Raw genomic sequence first — 16,957 nt, 5'->3', positions numbered from 1 at the left:
TGTAAGCAACTGCTTTAATATGACTCGTAATAACTTCGTATAGCATACATTATACGAAGTTATACGAGCTAACGAATTGTCAACTCGTCCCTTAAATAAACCGAGATGATTTAAATTATAGCGCTTTGCTTAATTGTGCAAGACTTGTAAAAAACTGTAGCAATAAAATCATCAACCAGACTTTATCAATACAGCACAAAGCTTATCCTCCAACGCTTTATATTTTTCTGGAGAATCAACAAAACCATTAATCATAATTGAAAAAATAAGGGTTCTTTTCGTCTTGGTTTCAAGGTAGCCCGATAAAGAATAAACAGCAGTCATTGAACCTGTTTTTGCATGTACTTTTCCCTGTGTTAAAGGTTCTTTCATTCTATCTTTCAGCGTTCCATCAACTCCTGACACCGGTAGCGAAGAGATAAAATAAGCAGCATAATCGGATGAAAAAACCTTCTGCAACAATGTAACAATTTGTTGCGGCGTTATAAACGTATAACGCGATACACCTGAACCATCAATAAGCGTTGTTTTAGGCAAGTCGAGAGACAGCGATTTAGCGAGAATGGCACGAACAGCTTCGTTACCATTGGTAAAGCTTCCAGGCTCCTGTGCATAGGAAGCACCTATCGTTTTAAATAATGACTCAGCAATACCATTATCAGACTCTTTTAACATGGTTGTAACCAAAGTTTTAAATGGTACTGAGTCTTGCTTTGCAAAAACTTCAACTGAGGAAGGAATTTTTCCAAACGCTATCTTTTTACTAATCTTGATATGATTTTTCTTTAATAAATAAGTCACTAGTGAGCGAGCATTAGCACGCGGCTCACTAATTGCCATAGCTACATTTTGCGGCTCTGCATTTGTTTTAATACAGCCACTAATCGTATAAGTTTTATCCGCTTCGGGTTTGACTTTGATAACACAATCTTTCGTTGCTGGTGCCTGAGTAGTCACTCGATTAATAAAACGGATGGGTTGAGGATAAACCGGTAGTTCAAGCTTTGCTGGCTCGCCTGGCCTGGCTGCAGGCACAAGCGTCGCACTCACACAATTCTGATTAATATTCAAAGCACTAACCGGAGCCCCCCAACAGAAATCCTTATCGTCCCAAGTTGTGCCAGGACTCATAGCAACATTATCAAACGCTGTATCATCAATGATGACAGCACCCTTAATTCGTTTTATCTTGGCTTGAACAAGAGAGCCAAGCAATTGCTCGAGCTGTTCACTTGTCAACCTAGGATCTCCAGAAAACTGGATATACATATTATCTTGCAAAACGCCGTTTTAATTTAGTTTTATCGACCAAAAGACGTGTTTGATAACTAAAATCAGCGCTGAAAGACTCTAATGCTGCGAAAGCAGTAAATAATTTTTCATTACTGGCAGGCATAAAATAACGATCAGCGTTTCTCTTATAAAGTACCTTCCCAGTTTTTGCATCTTGAACAAGAATACCGATATTTATATTCTCACCAAATTTTTTTAACGTGTCATCGATATTCTTGCTTATTTTCCCAGCCGCTATGTTTTTATTTGCAAAACCAGTACAAGCCATAAAGGAAACAAACAACAATACTATTAAACAATAGATTTTTTCATAACTTAGAACCCGTTATTAGGAGCAACTGCCCCTGCTTATTTGCCTAAACGCCGAATTTGCGTAACAGGTATGAATGTTTCAGTACCTTCGCCCGTTCGTCGTTGTTCTCCCTTCCAAGCATGTCCATAAACTACTTCATAACTGAGTGGATATTTACCATTAATAGTACACAGCGCTTTATAATCGGTTTCAAATTGTTGCCAGGCATTTTTCCCCGTTAACCCTGCATTACGCGCCTGATTAATATTGCGTACCCCTTGCGCTTTCAAACTACGTACTAATTGTTTTAAATCGGTATAGTGTACTTTTAATAATTCCATATCCACAACGGGGTCAAGAAAACGCTCAGTCAGCAAGCAATCCCCTATATCGTGCATATCCATAAAATCATTGGTATGGGCATAGTTATCCGCTTTAAACCAAGCTTGCTTTAATTCTTTAAAGGTATCAGGGCCTAACGTTGAAAACATCAAGCAACCCTGGATATTCATGACTCGATTTAATTCTCTAAAAACAGCCGATAAAGGGTGTGCCCAATGAATCACTTGATTAGCAAAGACTAAATCAAAGAGACCACTGGGAAAAGGTAGTGCTGTCATATCCGCATTGACTAAATGCCATTTGCGCCTCCATCCTTGTTTTTGTTGGCCAAGGTTAACATCTCATAGGCTAAATCCAAGCCAATAACCTGTGCTTGTGGATATTGTTTTTAAGCAACACAGAAAAAATTCCCGTACCACAACCTAAATCAAGTACATAACGCGGATTAATCTTTAAATAGTGTAAACGCTCAAATAAGCGCTCACCAATTTCATGTTGTACTTTTGCTGCCTGCTCATACTCAAAAGCATGCCTATTAAAGGTATTGCAAATTTCTATTTTCAGATTCATCATGGACAATGGAAAGAGTTTATACAGGAATCCAACGCTCGTGCGCCAAAAAATTACCAGTATAACACAGTTACTGCGTTTGCCCTCGGTCTGCGTTCTTTGCCAGCAATATCATCGCGACCCACTTGCTGTTTGCCAACACTGTAATGATTTGTTTAAGCGAATTGATTATGCCTGTTATTACTGCGCCCTTCCCTTATCAGATGCCAAATTCCTAATATGCGGTGATTGCTCTAAAAAAAGCCCGCTTTTGATCATACGATTACTCGTTATTATTTCGAGGAACCACTACGAACTTTAGTGCACGAATTCAAATATCGCGATGCATTCTATCTCCGTACTTTTTTAGCTAAACTTATGATGGATGCCGTGCCAGAGAAAACACTCTCAACACAATGTTTAGTTCCTGTCCCGCTCCATCCCAAGCGATTACAACAAAGAGGTTTTAATCAAGCAGCTGAACTCGCTAAATTATTGGCAAAACAACTCAAAATTCCTTGCGAACTCAATCTTTGCAAAAAATTATTCATACCATCCCTCAAGCTAATCTAAGTAGCGAACAGCGTCGTAAAAATTTACGCCAGGCCTTTCAAGTTAAAATAAATAACTATAACCATATAACACTCATTGATGATCTATTAACGACCGGCAGTACTGTGAATGAACTAGCAAAGCGTTTCAAACAGCGAGGAATCGTGCGTGTTGATGTTTGGTGCTGTGCCCGCACAAGTAGTTGATAAGGGACTGTGTACATTTCGCTAACTTGAGTGCTTGTGACTTGATTTTTGAGCATCACAGTGGATGCATCCATGTGAGTATGTGAGCAGCGAAACGCAGAAAATCAAGTTATAAGCGCCTAGATAGTAGAGATGTAAACAGTCCCTGCACTTAACTGGTCAAATAACGTTGTAGATCATTCAAAACAAGTTGTATTAACAAGACAAAAAATAATCATTGCTAAACGATGAAGAAGTAATTCCCAAGCAATGGGCACTGGCTTTCCACGAATTTTTTCCACAAGCGCATAAATGATTGAACCACCATCAAGTCCTGGAATAGGAAATAAATTGACCAGACCAACAGCAAGACTCAAACTAGCAATGAAATACAAAAAAACTGCAAGTCCCTGCATAAAAGAACCTGCTGATGCAGCCAATAAACCGATCGGCCCCAACAGTACCGCAAAAGGGATCATCCCTGTAAGCAACTGCTTTAATATGACTAAAAAGAAAATCAATAACTGCCCAGTTTTTTCAATAGACTGCCAAATCGAGCTTAAAAGAGGTTGTCCTTTTACTTGATAGCGATGTTGCTTTAATGGAGCGGGTTCAATTCCAAGGGTCGTTAATAACGTTCCTGCTCCACGTTTGTATGTCCATCCTTGTAAATTAAGCGTGAGGGACCGCGATTTTTTTCGTCATCAAGAACATCTACCATGACCTCAGCTTTACCAAGAACCATGATAAGGCGCATACCTACGTCTTGCCAGGAAGGTGTTTTTTTAGCCGCTATTGAGGTGATCTGATCGCCCGCTTTAAAACCTGCCTTAGCCGCTATACTTTCTGGAACTATTTTTTGAATAACCGGAGCATTTTGTTGATAACCTAAAGTGAACATGATAGTTAGCATGAGCCAGGCTGTTAGCAGATTTGCACCAGCACCAGCTAGTAAAATAATACAACGTACCCATACCGGTTTTTTATCAAAGCAATCGTTGAAATCTTTTTTTGGAACAGGCTGAATGCGCGAATTCAGTAATTGCACATAGCCCCCCAGCGGCCAGATAGACCAAACCCATTCACAACCTGATTTTCCTCGCCAGCTTAATAGTGGTTTACCAAAACCAATGGAAATTCGTTGAATTCTTACCGCAAACCATTTTGCCACAATTGCATGGCCAGCTTCATGAATACCCACAACCAAAACCAGAGTTAGTGCAATGGCAAATAAAGCCAGAATCATCAAACCCCCCAGTTAACGTGTGTTATCGACTACTAATTGCAACATGGGTTGACCACGCCGTCCAGTTAATTCATGTCCTTTTCTATATACTTCAAAAGTTCGATAGGCCTGCGAAGTTTCGCTATCCACTAACTCCACATCATCCCCTTGATCATCGACTAACGTTACTGTTAAATGCATTTCGCGAAACTGACTGATATGGTAACGCTCTTTAAACAAGCGCAATACACTTAATAAGCTTTCAGCAGCTTCTTCACTATTATGTTTGCCTTGAAAAATAATATCCATCTATATACTCCTATCAGGATAATCTTCCTGTGCAAAATCCACCTACCTCTGTTAGCGGCGAAAGCGCAAAGTACTTGAGTAAAACATACAAATATATTCATCTCATTTTTCAATAAATTCTACACATAATATTTCGTTAATATTTTCATAATATTTCGTTAAGACTTAATTAGTAATATACAGCGCGTATTAATTATCAGCGTTGTATTTATTTTTCAAAGATATGCAAAAATATCCAGATAATTTTTCACATAACAATAAGGATAGTTGAAGAAATGGTCTAAAAAATCACCGAATTTATTAGAGAGTTGTAAAAATGTTGAGTAAAAACGTTGCGAAAAGATTAATTGAAATTGAAAAAGAGTAAGCGAGTTAGATGAATTACTGAAGTTAGTCGAGCTAGAAAAAGAAGCACTTGCACGATTTAAATTAAAAATAGGTCATAGTCCTTCTGTAAAACAGTTTGAGCAATTAAGAGTACATACCAACATAACTCTCGGACGGGAAGCACGTACACAACAAGAGCTCAAATCGCTTGCTTTAGAGAAAGTGATGCTTACTCAACCAACCCCTATAACTTATGAACGTATTGTGATTGGCGCAGGTGTTGCTGGCACTATGCTTTACGGTGAATTACCCAGCGAACTACGTGAGAAAAAGAATAAAAATGGTACGCCTACAGTGATTGTCCTTAATGATCCACTAAGTTGGGATCAATGGCGTAAAGACGGTCATACCCTGATGGGGCAACCAGCAAAAGTACAAACCCCGCAGATATATAGCTCTCGTTCAGAAGATTTTTCTCGCGATGAAGTTACCAAACGCAATCCCTATCAATACACGATGGCCAATGATTTTTATCATGCAACGGTTTGTACCCAACGTGATCTTGGTATGACTATTTTAAATGCAACAGCGATCGCTATAGAAACGAAAGCAACTTACAACGGTAGTATAGCCTGGGAAGAAGATGGGTTCCCTCATCGTATTTCGGTAAAAATCCTTGATATTCAATTTTACCTCTATACAGCGCATATCGATCTTTGTACTGGCCCTGGTCCTACAAGAAAATTAACAACAACCCAAATTGATTCTGTTCAGTCAAAACAATTATTAAGTACTGGCAAGATAATTTATGGTCAAGATAACGGTGATGCCCGTTTAAAAGGTAATGTTGTTTTTATGGTGGCGGAGCCAGAAATGCGGCTATGATTCTTGATATACTCAATGGATGCCAACCCGAGGTTACATCCTTTGTCTGGGTAGCCCGTGATGGTGGAAATTTTGATACCAATAATATGTTCAACAGGCAGTTTGTTGATTTGGATAAAAATCCACTTGCAAAAATGGCACTTGGTGATTTAATCACGGTAGAACTTGATAAGACAGATCGTGTAAAGCTCACCTTCGGTAAACCTGTAAAACAGCGTAAGTCAGTGATACTTCCTGTAGTCACAACGCTCACTTGTGATCAACTAGTCGTTGCCATTGGGCAAGAATCACATCCGCTAACTCGCTCTCTAAAAGGTTTTGTACCATGCCAGTTGGAAAGAGAATTGAGTGATTTAACCGAAACTGAAATCCTTCCTCTTGGTACCCATTCAAGCGATGGCACTATTATGTGTTGGGGGGCTGCTGGCGTCATTGGCACAGGTCTGGATGACAGCCGTTCATTTATTGATGTTGGACTAAAGCACGCACAAACTCTACCGCGAGAAAGCAGAGCAAACGTCGGTATTTTCCGTAGTTCCATTATGATAGAAAAAATGGTAGAGCTACTGCGTTCACTCTATCCAACAAAATTTATTTCAACAGATAAATCCTCTCACCGCTATGATCTTCCCGATATTAATCGTGCAAGCCGTAGTGAACTCTATGAAATCATTAGAGAAACGATGAAAACTACAATAACTGCGGAAGCTTGTTTGAAACTCGTGGATAAAATTCTTGAAATCCGCAGTCAGTTACCTACTGGGCTTGAAGATATTGATGTTCTAGCAAAAGAAGTTCCTGCACCCGTGTTGAAAGCATTGAAAAAAGCTTACGTTCCTTTCTATATTGAGGAAATAGTAGAACCAAGCATGAGAGTAGAACTGTCGCAATTAGTCTCTGTGCCAACATCTATAGTACCAGAAGAAATTAGCGTTTCTGTCAGAGAAAAAGATGAAATGAGTGGGACTGTACTAGTTGAAAAACCACAGGCTAAAATCAAGATTTCGGACAGCTCTGATAGATTCTTTAATAGAAGCACTCCTAGTCTTCCGCCCACTAGAGGTAAGGGTGAGTTCAATACGCTTGTTGAGGCTCTTAGAGATGAGGAAGACGAGAATATTCAATTACCTATTATCACTATAGAAAGCGATAAGGAACCTAAAAAAGTGGATACAGTGGATGAAAATAGAGTTAATCCCACTGAGATCGCTGTGTATAATTGATAATTTTTGATTGATCTGGTGCTATTTTACTGGTTTAGGGTATAATGTGCCCACTATTCACTTGACCTTGAGTCAGTTTAATGCCCTACCAGACTTTACAACAATTTTTAGAGCTAACGCCAGATGAAAAAGCTTGCTTAAAGCCTTTGCTCGAATTAAGTACAGTTCTGGAGCAAAGAAGTCTCTCAACTCAAGAAGAAATAACCTTAGCCAGCGAGATTGAAAAAATTGAACAAATCGACTTGGCTCTTTTGGTTAGCGCTGCCCTTGGTAACCCGCGACTCAACACCCTCTGTAAGCATCCTAGTTTGGATGACTTCTGGAATGAACTATGGCGTCTTTGTGGACTTAACCCATCAAAAAATGGACAGATTCCTAAAACAACCAAACCAATTCATGAGTATAAACCACAATCAACTCTACATACCTTTGAATTATTAAAAGGTCTCTGTGTCTATGGGCAATACAAAAAACATCTTAAAGCCGAACGCGATATACATAGAAGTTATGCACCAGCGTACCTACAACTGGCTGCCTATCTTGGCTATTTTCCTGCGCTTAGTGGCTTATGTAAACAAGCCCTTGCTCGAAAATCCATGAAAGACGCTCTCTACTACGCTTCGAGAGCTGCGGAATTATATTGGACACCTGGTTATTTTTTGCTTGCTATCACCACTTATACACTAGCCAACCAGGAGCGAAATGCGTTCTTATATAAAGAGGCTTTGTTTCAACTGATTATAGCCGAAAAACTAATACCTCATTCAGAAGCCATGATAAACAATGCCTATCAGGGTAAATCCGTTGAGACTGCATTGGCTGAGATTGGTTTAAGTAACATGAGCGAGCTTCAGAGTGACCTTGCTCACGTGGCAGACCTACCATTATATTGGGTTACTACGGTTCTCTACAAGCAAGCAGAACAAGCAGTTAACCGCCTTACGGAAGCAGTCGCTTTAACTACAAGTAACTACAAAGTGAAAACAGAATCACCCAAAAAAGAAGTACCAGAGACAGAAACCTCAACCTACTTTGGATTTGGACTATGATTAGGGACTATTATATAGCTCCAAAGTCTACAAATTTATCGGGCAATAGTTTACAATTCCCTGATATTCTGCTGCCTTTAAATTAAATCTATGGTGTTTGTCGCCTGTGGACTAAATCATGAAACTGCCCCACTAGCCGTGCGTGAAAGAGTCGCTCTGCCTCTTGCTATGCAAGATAAACTACTGCACGAACTGGTTCGTTTACCCGCAGTCAACGAAGCTGCAATGTTGTCTACTTGCAATCGCACAGAAATTTATTGCGACACAGAGGAACCAGAAAATATAGTACCTTGGCTTGCCTATCAACATGAATTGGCACCAGAATTATTGTCACCCTATCTTTATATTCACCATGGCCACCAGGGTATTCGTCATACTTTGCGGGTTGCCAGTGGTTTGGATTCAATGATGCTTGGCGAGCCACAGATTCTTGGCCAAATGAAACAGGCTTATCAACATGCATGTCAGTTAGGAACAGTGAAAACAAATTTACGCTCTGTCTTTCAATACATATTCAGTGCAAGTAAGCGAATTAGAAATCGTAGTGGAATTGGTAAAAACCCTGTTTCTATTGCCTATGCTGGAGTGCAATTAATTAGTCAGTTATTTCCCAATCAAAAAGACTTGCAAGTCTTTATAATTGGCTCCGGCGAAACAGCAACGCTTGTTGCCAAATACTTGCATAAACAAGGTGTTAAGCGCTTTTTAATTGCGAGCCGTACCCGTGAACATGCTCAACAACTTGCGAGCGATTTCGGCGGTGAGGCATTAACTATTGGTGATATCCCCCAATACCTTTCCCAGGCTGATGTGGTTATTTCTGCAACCGCTTGCCCGCTGCCCTTTATTAATAAGAGTCTGGTTGAACATGCCTTAAACAAGCGGGCACACAATCCAATGTTCTTTCTTGATTTAGCAGTACCCCGTGACATCGAAGCAGACGTGGGTGAGCTGGAAGCTGTTCATCTGTATAACATCGATGATTTGCAATCGATGATTACCAAAGGCATGGACGAGCGGCGCTCTGCAGCCCTGCAGGCCGAACAACTCATTGATTGTGAATTGGATAATTATATTCGCTGGCACCGTTCATTACGTGCCAAAGATGTCATCTGTGATTACCGTAACCATATGCAAACATTAGCACAACAAGAATTACAAAGGGCTCAGAACAAATTATCAGCAGGTTATTGTCAAGATAGTGTATTGCACGAGTTTTGCGAGCGGCTTGTTAATAAATTAGTCCATCATCCCACTGTAGGCCTCCGCCAAGTGGCTTTAGACGGGCGTGAAGAACTCTTTGATTTGGCGCGCTATTTATTTAATCCTTTAGTACAGTCTCCTTATGAAGAAATCTCTTGAATTAAAATTAGAGCAAATGCTCGAGCGCTTCCAGGAAATTAGCCGTTTACTTTCAGAAGCCTCAGTAATAGCCGATCAAAATCAATTTAAAAATTTATCAAAAGAATATGCTCAGCTAGAACCTGTTGCCACCTGTTATGATGCTTATATCCAGGCTCGTAATAATGTCGTTTCATTGCAAGAATTACTTGATGGAGAGGATGCCGAGCTCGCAGCAATGGCAGCAGATGAGATGGCTAGCGCCAAAGAAAAAATCAATGATCTGGAAGAGCAATTGCAATGGCATCTGATTCCTAAAGATCCGGATGATGAACGAAATATTTATCTTGAAGTGCGTGCTGGTACCGGTGGAGATGAAGCAGCCATTTTTGCCGGTGATTTATTTCGTATGTACAGTCGTTATGCTGAAACACAAGGCTGGCAAGTTGAAGTAGTCAGCGCCAGTCAGGGAGAGCATGGTGGCTATAAAGAAGTCATCGCACGTGTTAGTGGCAACGCCGTTTACTCGCAATTGAAATTTGAATCCGGCGCGCATCGTGTACAACGCGTACCAGAAACAGAATCACAGGGACGCGTTCATACTTCTGCCTGTACAGTGGCTATTTTACCGGAAGTTGAAGAAATCGATGACATTCAAATTAACAATGATGAATTGCGTATTGATACCTATCGCTCGTCAGGAGCGGGCGGACAGCACGTCAACAAAACTGATTCCGCTATTCGTATAACCCATCTCCCAACAGGGGTAGTGGTTGAATGTCAAGATGAGCGCTCTCAACATAAAAACCGCGCAAAAGCGATGGCCTTGTTAAAAACACGCTTACTCGATGCTGAGCAAAGCAAGCAACGCCAACAACAGGCACAAACACGTAAATCGCTCGTAGGAACAGGCGATCGTTCTGAACGGATTCGCACCTATAATTTTCCTCAGGGACGCTTAACCGATCACCGCATTAATCTGACACTTTACCAACTCACTGATATCATTGCAGGTGATTTGTATCCTGTAATTGAAGCATTACAGCGTGAATACCACGCTGAATTACTTGCTGAATTAGGTCATCATGATTGACATTAAAAGCGCTCTGTCACAAGCAACAATTAAGCTTGAAACACAGAGCGACAGTGCTCGTCTGGATGCAGAAATTCTTCTTGCCTACGTTTTGCTCAAAACACGCACCTATCTTTATACCTACCCTGATGCAAACTTAACTCAAGCTCAGTGGCAGACCTATCAACGCCTCATTGACCAACGCTCGCAAGGTGTTCCTGTCGCTTATTTGACCGGCACACGTGAATTCTGGTCCTTGCCGCTAAAAGTATGCGAGGATACGCTAATACCTCGTCCAGAGACAGAACTTCTTGTTGAACTGACTCTAACTCAGTTAGCTAATAAACCACAGGCAGAAATTCTCGATTTAGGGACAGGCAGTGGTGCTATTGCCCTCGCTTTCGCCTCAGAGCATCCTGGCTGGCAAATTACTGCCTGTGATTTTAGCCAGGGTGCCTTGCAAACTGCTGAAGAAAACGCGGCGCGTCTGGGGTTAACAAATGTCTGTTTTTGCCATTCTGATTGGTTTGATAAGATAGCAGCGCAACAACATTTTTGATGCTATTGTAACAAATCCTCCTTATATTGCAGCCAATGACCCCCACCTTGCTGAAGGTGATGTACGCTTCGAACCAAGTTTGGCGTTGGTCAGTGGTGAAGATGGATTGACTGCTATAAAACACATTATTAAACATAGTATTGCTAGGCTTAAGCCTGGCGGGCTATTATTACTAGAGCATGGCTTTGATCAAAAATTTGCGGTAATGTCTATGCTTAATGAATATGGATATGTACAGGTTCAATGCTGGCAAGATTGGCAAGGTAATGACCGAGTAAGTGGCGGCAAGCGAATTATTAGTTGATGACTAGAATGATTTTTGGTATACCTAGCGCTTTTCAATCGCATGCCATAGTGGCTTGTTGAACAGGATGCAACAAGGAGGCATAGATGCCAGAGCAATTAACCGATTCAACCAACGAGAGTGTACGAAACGTGAAAAATGACGCCGTTAGCAGTATGGGAATAGCTCCTTATCAGGAAACTGAAGGCGAAGAATATATGAATGACAAGCAATTAGCACATATTGAAAAAATATTGCTTGCTTGGCGTCAATCGCTGATGGAAGAAGTTGATAGAACAGTAACTCATATGAAAGATGAGGCTGCCAACTTCCCTGATCCCTCTGATCGAGCTAGTCAGGAAGAAGAATTCAGTCTTGAGCTCAGAACTCGTGACCGAGAGCGTAAATTAATTAAGAAAATCGAAGATGCTCTCGAGAGACTTCGCGATGAAGATTTTGGTTATTGTGAAGCTTGTGGTATCGAGATTGGTTTACGGCGCTTAGAAGCACGTCCTACTGCAACTTTGTGCATAGATTGTAAGACCTTATCTGAAATTAAAGAACGACAAAACCAAGGCGGTTAGACTTAACAAGCAGAGCGCAAGCTCTGCTTGTTAAATGCTTACTTATTTCTACGTCTCCAGTTCTTTACGCAGCCTTAAGCATTGAGAATTGACTGAGCCTTGGCTACATAGCGTGCCACAGCTCCTTTGTTAGCTTCGAGAACCGTCGTGGCATTGACCACCAGATTTCTTTTTCTGTTTTCATCCTGATGCAAGGCAATAATTCGCTCGATCAAAACATCTGCATTCTCCACCAACTCGATAGCCTGTGCAGCCTGCAAATCACGACAGATAGTTTTAAAGTTATGAACCTGTGTTCCACTAAGAACTGGGACTTTCATAGCAATAGGTTCTAATACATTATGCCCGCCTACTGGCACCAAACTACCACCAACAAACGCATAATCACTGATCTGATAAAAACCTAATAACTCGCCCAAAGAATCTAGAATGACCACTTCGTTCTCTTTACTTAGTGTTTCTTTCTGACTACGCAGACCTGTATTAAAACCAAGTTGGACACTTAATTGATATACTTTCTGGAAGCGTTCTGGATGACGAGGAGCGATTAACAGGATCATGTTATCAATCCCAGCTTGCAATTTTTTTAAACGTGATAATACCAGCTCTTCTTCATCTTCATGTGAACTTGCAACCATGACTACAACACGCTCAGCTCCCCAACTGGCTTTTAACTCTAAAAAAGCTCTGTGTTAATATTTTGTGTCTGCAAATCAAATTTCATATTGCCTAAAACAATCACTTTGGACTCAGCCGCACCTAGGGCCCTAAAACGTTTAGCATCATCCTCACTTTGTGTCAAAATAGCATTAAATTGATTTAGCACCGGTTTGAATAAAAATTTAACCTTACGATATCCCTGATAAGAACGCTCGGATAGGCGAGCATTAACCAGAAAAAGATCCATCTGTGCTTTATAGGCATAATGAATGATATTAGGCCATAACTCTGTTTCAACAATGAGGCCTACGCGAGCCTTCGTTCTTTTAAAAAATCGCTTGGTTACGCCAGGTAAATCATAGGGCATATACTGGTGAATAACTTTTTCACCAAAGCGCGCCCGCACTCGTTCTGCACCAGTAGGTGTCATTGTCGTCACTAAAATCGTCCATTGCTTCGCAAGCAAGGCATCAATCAAGGGTGTAGCTGCAATCACCTCACCTAAAGAAACAGCATGAACCCAGATATCAACCTGGATATCCTTTCTGTCGTTTAAAACAAAACGCTCTAAAATCCGATGTCGATAAGCTGGTAATTGGCGTCCTTTCCACCATAGTCGCAATAACATATAGGGTGTCAGCAAATACATTAAGAATGAATAAACGTGTCGCATAAACTACCTTATTTAAAAAAGGGCGGCGTATCAGATTGGTTGATGCATATCCTCCACATCATCTCGAATACAGTGAGAGCTCGCCTAATGCTCAGGACATTCCTCACTTTGTTCGGAATGACGTAGAAAATGACATCAATAATCTGATATACCACCTAAAAAAGGAAAGTATATATTTATTTTACTCTTTTGGGTTAGCAATTTAAGAAAAAGTACACGACATCATTATCAAAATACATTTTAAAATAACTACGCACCTTGGATGCGTACGCAGTTATAACAGGGACAAAGATAAGGCACTATATTTAATCAAGCAAAATTAGTAAGCACAATTTTTCCTAGAGCGTTTCCATTTTCAAGATGAGTATGGGCAGCCCCAACTTGATTAATGCTAAATTTTTCTCATCGATTAAAGGTCGAATTGCACCTTCATCGACTAGCGTCGCTATTTTAGTTAAGATTTCTCCATAGTGAGAACGCTTAACACCAGTGATGAGAGGTAAAGGCTGTAATACCAGATGAATGGATAAGCCTTTGAAAAACGCAGGAGCTAAATCATAATTACCAGCAGCAAGAATTGAAATCACTTGACCAAAAAGAGCAGCTGCCTGGAAACATTCACTGAAATTGTCTCCGCCTACCGTATCAAAAACAATCTCAAAACCTGCACCGTTAGTGTATTCAGCAACATAAGACTCGATCGTTGTCTTTTTATAATCGATAGCAAAATCAGCCCCCAATTGTTTGGCAAGCTCTAATTTTTTAGCCGATGAACCAGTCGCGAACACTGTCGCTCCCAGCCATTTAGCCAACTGTATCGAGACATGACCGACACCACCTGTACCACCATGGATGAGGACCGTTTGTCCTTTTTGCACATTAGCATAGGTGACTAAGCCTTCCCACGCAGTTAGAGAAACCAAAGGCAAGGCAGCCGCTTCAATCAAGGAAAGTGTTTTAGGTTTCAGCGCAATTAAATCGGCATCGGCAAGTACATATTCAGCTAAACCGCCTCCCATATCAAGAAGGCCGCCAACACAACCATACACTTCATCGCCCACAGAAAAATTAGCAACGCCCTCGCCTACTTCTTCAATGACACCAGCAACATCACCATGCAAAACCATCGGAAAAGATTTTACCAAATCAGGAAAATAACCTTTGCGCATTTTATAATCCAGCGGATTGACACTGGTAGCAGCCACCTTAATTAATACATGGCCTGGTTTAACCTCAGGCTTTGGCAAAACAGCCTCCGCAAAAACATCTACATCCCCAAATTTGGTTAGAACGATAGATTTCATTTTTTCTCCCGATAGCGATTAATGGGCATTGCGTGCTAAATTTCAGTCGAAATATACTTTTTTTAACCATAATTGTCAAAAAATCTTCCCGAAAAGACGGTATTGGAAACACCTAAAACAAGCCCACTACTTAGATATTGAAAATTGATTGTTTGATTTCAGGCTTTTTTAATAATACAAGGCGTATAATTACACTTAAATACCAAATAACTATTTTGTACTAATGGAAACCAGAGCGAAATGAATTTCCGGCAATTTTTTACTAATCACCAATGGTGGGGAAAACTACTCGGTGCTTTTTTTGGCTACTTGATTGGAGGCTCAGCCGGAGCACTCTTTGGGATTCTCATTGGTAATTTTTTTGATCGCGGCATCGTTAGCCACTATACCCGTCCTCATTGGTATTATCATTCAGAAAAACGCCAGGCAGTCCAAAAAATTTTCTTTGAAGCAACTTTTTCAGTCCTGGGGCATCTTGCCAAAGCGGATGGACGTGTTTCCGAGCAAGAAATTCAAATGGCTAAAACACTTATGGACGAAATGCACTTGAATCATGAACAAAAACACTCGCTAAGCATTTCTTTAATGAAGGCAAAGCAGCGAATTTTAATTTAAGCCACATCTTGACCCTTTTAGAGGATGCATGCCGAGATAACCCAGAACTATTAAAATTATTCATGGATATTCAATATCGTTTTGCACAAACAGATGGTGTATCCAATATGAAATTGCAGGCTCTCGACGTTATATTCAGGAAATTGGGATTCGCTCCATTGAATCAACAATATCGTTTTTACGAAGATTTTGGCTATCAGAGCTCCAGACAATCATCCAATCAACACTCTTCTTCACGTCAAAATAACTATCGTTATCAGGCACCACCACAGAATACCCTCATACAGGCCTATGCAATTTTGGAAATCAGCCACACAGCCAGTAAACAAGAAGTAAAAAGTGCTTATCGGCGATTAATTAGCCGCAATCATCCGGATAAATTGATTGCCCAAGGCCTACCCGAAGAAATGATAAAAATTGCTAATGATAAAACGCAAAAAATACGCAAAGCATATGAACAAATATGTACCAGCAAAGGATGGTAAAAGATTTTCTACCGCCTTGACGCATTAAGTAATCGATTATCGAGAATAATAGGTGGTCGTGCCGGTGACGCGAATCGCAATTTCTTCATCCATCCATGCAAATAAGCCACTAATAATTGCTGTGTATAATAATAATTATGGTCTGCACCGGGGATTTGAGTGGCGATATAAGATTTATTCTGCATCGAATCATGGCGAGTAGCCGCTTGCTCCAAAACCAACTGGTAATCAAATTGGCCTGTAAGATCAACCACAGGGAACGTTATTTTTTGCAATAATTCCGGCAAGTCTTTTTTTCAGATTGATCAAAAGCAGAAAGCAAGATCAGGCCATTAACTTGTTTTGACTGTAGCTTGCTGAAATAATCAACTACTATTTGTAACTGGTCGCCATAATGCAATAGCACCAAGCGGTTATTCACTTTCTGCCGCAAAGCGGATAAAGCCTCGGGAAGTTGCTCAATCCAAGATATAGAACCTTGCTGCCCAGCAGGATTGATTAAAAGCACTGACCACCCAAGTTGAGCAAATTGGGGCGCGAGATTATTAAGTAATAAGAAACCTTCGTTAGCTAATTCGCCCTGCACCATCACTATGCCACCTTGCAATTGTTTGCCTGTGGCAGGCCAGTAAGGCAACATTATTTTTTGCCCTTTAACTTGAATTTCTAAATCGGCTGCTTTAGCGCCAGAAAAATTTACAAATAATAACAAGCAGAACCCTAGAAGTAATTGCATAACTACTCCATTGGTGAATTGAGCTTTAAATGAAGCAAAATTCCTGCCGAGACCAAAATTGGTGAGGCCAATTCCCTAAGCCTACTCAAAGATTAACTATTATAGCAGGAGAGATAGGATCCACGGCTTTGCTTAATGCAAAACAGCAAAGCCTTGGGTATATAAGTATAGAATGTAGAACAGTTAATCAGTAAATTGAACTCCGGCCGCATCCAAAAAGCCTTTGGCGCGCTCTGCCATAATTTGGTGAGCCGGCAAAGTAGGATGGACTAGATCAAAAAACAAATACCCTTCACACAGGTTTCTTTTGTTTTTCAATTTTGCTCTGGCCGCCATGCGTATAACAGACTGCTGATTAGGCTTTTCAACCATAACGTTATAACAAGTATCGGTTATATTTTTAAAACCATAAGC

At 40.6% G+C, this 16,957-nt stretch carries 18 protein-coding genes and 4 pseudogenes; 11 read left to right on the top strand and 11 right to left on the bottom strand.

Going from position 1 to position 16,957, the window contains the following annotated elements:
• Positions 1 to 171 precede the first annotated feature (171 nt).
• The 3 genes and pseudogenes from dacB to bioC all read right to left on the bottom strand — a co-directional run bounded on the left by dacB (position 172) and on the right by bioC (position 2,497).
• Positions 172 to 1,239: a D-alanyl-D-alanine carboxypeptidase/D-alanyl-D-alanine endopeptidase gene (gene dacB / locus BN58_RS18520; RefSeq protein WP_019218105.1), complete on the bottom strand. Its 1,068-nt coding sequence runs from the start codon at positions 1,237 to 1,239 to the stop codon at positions 172 to 174.
• A 31-nt stretch (positions 1,240 to 1,270) separates the two neighbouring features.
• A complete protein-coding gene (locus BN58_RS36580; RefSeq protein WP_019218104.1) occupies positions 1,271 to 1,579 on the bottom strand; it encodes a D-alanyl-D-alanine carboxypeptidase in 309 nt (102 codons plus the stop codon).
• 62 nt (positions 1,580 to 1,641) lie between these two features.
• Positions 1,642 to 2,497, bottom strand: a pseudogene (bioC, locus tag BN58_RS27135) (malonyl-ACP O-methyltransferase BioC).
• 1 nt (position 2,498) lies between these two features.
• Between bioC and BN58_RS37255 the strand changes: the two are divergent.
• Positions 2,499 to 2,798: a double zinc ribbon domain-containing protein gene (locus BN58_RS37255; RefSeq protein ID WP_332248021.1), complete on the top strand. Its 300-nt coding sequence runs from the start codon at positions 2,499 to 2,501 to the stop codon at positions 2,796 to 2,798.
• A gap of 196 nt (positions 2,799 to 2,994) precedes the next feature.
• Positions 2,995 to 3,234, top strand: coding sequence for a ComF family protein (locus tag BN58_RS37250; protein ID WP_332248020.1), 240 nt, complete (start codon positions 2,995 to 2,997; stop codon positions 3,232 to 3,234).
• A 176-nt stretch (positions 3,235 to 3,410) separates the two neighbouring features.
• Here BN58_RS37250 and BN58_RS37245 read toward each other — a convergent pair whose 3' ends face one another.
• The 3 genes from BN58_RS37245 to BN58_RS18495 form a co-directional block, all read right to left on the bottom strand.
• The gene (locus tag BN58_RS37245) at positions 3,411 to 3,734 is read right to left on the bottom strand and encodes a site-2 protease family protein (protein ID WP_332248019.1); all 324 of its coding nucleotides are present in this window, start codon (positions 3,732 to 3,734) and stop codon (positions 3,411 to 3,413) included.
• 107 nt (positions 3,735 to 3,841) lie between these two features.
• Positions 3,842 to 4,459, bottom strand: coding sequence for a site-2 protease family protein (locus BN58_RS37240; RefSeq protein ID WP_332248018.1), 618 nt, complete (start codon positions 4,457 to 4,459; stop codon positions 3,842 to 3,844).
• 12 nt (positions 4,460 to 4,471) lie between these two features.
• Positions 4,472 to 4,747 (bottom strand): hypothetical protein, encoded by a 276-nt coding sequence (locus BN58_RS18495; protein ID WP_019218103.1) that lies wholly within the window; start codon positions 4,745 to 4,747, stop codon positions 4,472 to 4,474.
• A 552-nt stretch (positions 4,748 to 5,299) separates the two neighbouring features.
• On the opposite strand from BN58_RS18495, the gene BN58_RS18490 reads away from it, so the two are divergent.
• The 8 genes from BN58_RS18490 (at position 5,300) to dksA (ending at position 12,070) form a co-directional block, all read left to right on the top strand.
• Positions 5,300 to 5,959 (top strand): hypothetical protein, encoded by a 660-nt coding sequence (locus BN58_RS18490; protein WP_019218102.1) that lies wholly within the window; start codon positions 5,300 to 5,302, stop codon positions 5,957 to 5,959.
• Positions 5,956 to 7,182, top strand: a complete 1,227-nt coding sequence (locus BN58_RS18485; protein ID WP_019218101.1) for a hypothetical protein — start codon at positions 5,956 to 5,958, stop codon at positions 7,180 to 7,182. The genes BN58_RS18490 and BN58_RS18485 overlap by 4 nt, the downstream gene beginning before the upstream one ends.
• Before the next feature lie 80 nt (positions 7,183 to 7,262).
• A complete protein-coding gene (locus tag BN58_RS18480) occupies positions 7,263 to 8,231 on the top strand; it encodes a DUF5630 domain-containing protein (RefSeq protein WP_019218100.1) in 969 nt (322 codons plus the stop codon).
• Between the two features lie 90 nt (positions 8,232 to 8,321).
• A complete protein-coding gene (gene hemA / locus BN58_RS18475; protein WP_019218099.1) occupies positions 8,322 to 9,593 on the top strand; it encodes a glutamyl-tRNA reductase in 1,272 nt (423 codons plus the stop codon).
• Positions 9,577 to 10,665, top strand: coding sequence for a peptide chain release factor 1 (gene prfA, locus BN58_RS18470; RefSeq protein ID WP_019218098.1), 1,089 nt, complete (start codon positions 9,577 to 9,579; stop codon positions 10,663 to 10,665). The genes hemA and prfA overlap by 17 nt, the downstream gene beginning before the upstream one ends.
• Complete coding sequence (locus BN58_RS36575) at positions 10,658 to 11,203, top strand: N5-glutamine methyltransferase family protein (RefSeq protein WP_269570453.1); 546 nt, start codon at positions 10,658 to 10,660, stop codon at positions 11,201 to 11,203. Before prfA ends, BN58_RS36575 begins: the two co-directional genes overlap by 8 nt.
• Positions 11,204 to 11,282: 79 nt before the next feature.
• On the top strand, positions 11,283 to 11,507 hold the full coding sequence (locus tag BN58_RS36570; RefSeq protein ID WP_269570452.1) for a hypothetical protein: 225 nt from the start codon (positions 11,283 to 11,285) through the stop codon (positions 11,505 to 11,507).
• A gap of 86 nt (positions 11,508 to 11,593) precedes the next feature.
• Positions 11,594 to 12,070 (top strand): RNA polymerase-binding protein DksA, encoded by a 477-nt coding sequence (dksA, locus tag BN58_RS18460; RefSeq protein ID WP_019218097.1) that lies wholly within the window; start codon positions 11,594 to 11,596, stop codon positions 12,068 to 12,070.
• A 74-nt stretch (positions 12,071 to 12,144) separates the two neighbouring features.
• On the opposite strand, the pseudogene waaA reads toward dksA, so the two are convergent.
• Positions 12,145 to 13,403: pseudogene (gene waaA / locus BN58_RS27115) on the bottom strand (lipid IV(A) 3-deoxy-D-manno-octulosonic acid transferase).
• A gap of 338 nt (positions 13,404 to 13,741) precedes the next feature.
• Entirely contained in the window at positions 13,742 to 14,707 is a 966-nt protein-coding gene (locus BN58_RS27110) for a zinc-dependent alcohol dehydrogenase family protein (RefSeq protein WP_232220775.1), read from the bottom strand.
• A 240-nt stretch (positions 14,708 to 14,947) separates the two neighbouring features.
• Between BN58_RS27110 and djlA the strand changes: the two are divergent.
• A pseudogene (gene djlA, locus BN58_RS27105) lies at positions 14,948 to 15,807 on the top strand (co-chaperone DjlA).
• Positions 15,808 to 15,815: 8 nt separating this feature from the next.
• Here the strand turns inward: djlA and BN58_RS29185 are convergent.
• The 3 genes and pseudogenes from BN58_RS29185 to BN58_RS27095 all read right to left on the bottom strand — a co-directional run.
• Positions 15,816 to 16,082 (bottom strand): hypothetical protein, encoded by a 267-nt coding sequence (locus BN58_RS29185; RefSeq protein WP_051131958.1) that lies wholly within the window; start codon positions 16,080 to 16,082, stop codon positions 15,816 to 15,818.
• On the bottom strand, positions 16,070 to 16,543 hold the full coding sequence (locus BN58_RS27100) for a hypothetical protein (RefSeq protein ID WP_051131957.1): 474 nt from the start codon (positions 16,541 to 16,543) through the stop codon (positions 16,070 to 16,072). The genes BN58_RS29185 and BN58_RS27100 overlap by 13 nt, the downstream gene beginning before the upstream one ends.
• Before the next feature lie 183 nt (positions 16,544 to 16,726).
• Positions 16,727 to 16,957 (bottom strand): annotated as a pseudogene (locus BN58_RS27095) (GDSL family lysophospholipase PlaA); the annotation flags it as partial.

Origin of the sequence: Legionella tunisiensis (genome assembly GCF_000308315.1) — a bacterium.
Lineage (GTDB): Bacteria > Pseudomonadota > Gammaproteobacteria > Legionellales > Legionellaceae > Tatlockia > Tatlockia tunisiensis.
This window is presented reverse-complemented; position numbering and strand designations above follow the sequence as displayed.

Bases quoted from the DNA above. Each gene is read 5' to 3' on its own strand.
- BN58_RS37255 (WP_332248021.1), top strand. From the start codon at position 2,499: ATGGACAATGGAAAGAGTTTATACAGGAATCCAACGCTCGTGCGCCAA.
- BN58_RS37240 (WP_332248018.1), bottom strand. From the start codon at position 4,459: ATGATTCTGGCTTTATTTGCCATTGCACTAACTCTGGTTTTGGTTGTG.
- BN58_RS18495 (WP_019218103.1), bottom strand. From the start codon at position 4,747: ATGGATATTATTTTTCAAGGCAAACATAATAGTGAAGAAGCTGCTGAA.
- BN58_RS18490 (WP_019218102.1), top strand. From the start codon at position 5,300: ATGCTTACTCAACCAACCCCTATAACTTATGAACGTATTGTGATTGGC.
- BN58_RS18485 (WP_019218101.1), top strand. From the start codon at position 5,956: ATGATTCTTGATATACTCAATGGATGCCAACCCGAGGTTACATCCTTT.
- BN58_RS18480 (WP_019218100.1), top strand. From the start codon at position 7,263: ATGCCCTACCAGACTTTACAACAATTTTTAGAGCTAACGCCAGATGAA.
- hemA (WP_019218099.1), top strand. From the start codon at position 8,322: ATGGTGTTTGTCGCCTGTGGACTAAATCATGAAACTGCCCCACTAGCC.
- prfA (WP_019218098.1), top strand. From the start codon at position 9,577: ATGAAGAAATCTCTTGAATTAAAATTAGAGCAAATGCTCGAGCGCTTC.
- BN58_RS36575 (WP_269570453.1), top strand. From the start codon at position 10,658: ATGATTGACATTAAAAGCGCTCTGTCACAAGCAACAATTAAGCTTGAA.
- dksA (WP_019218097.1), top strand. From the start codon at position 11,594: ATGCCAGAGCAATTAACCGATTCAACCAACGAGAGTGTACGAAACGTG.
- BN58_RS27110 (WP_232220775.1), bottom strand. From the start codon at position 14,707: ATGAAATCTATCGTTCTAACCAAATTTGGGGATGTAGATGTTTTTGCG.
- BN58_RS27100 (WP_051131957.1), bottom strand. From the start codon at position 16,543: ATGCAATTACTTCTAGGGTTCTGCTTGTTATTATTTGTAAATTTTTCT.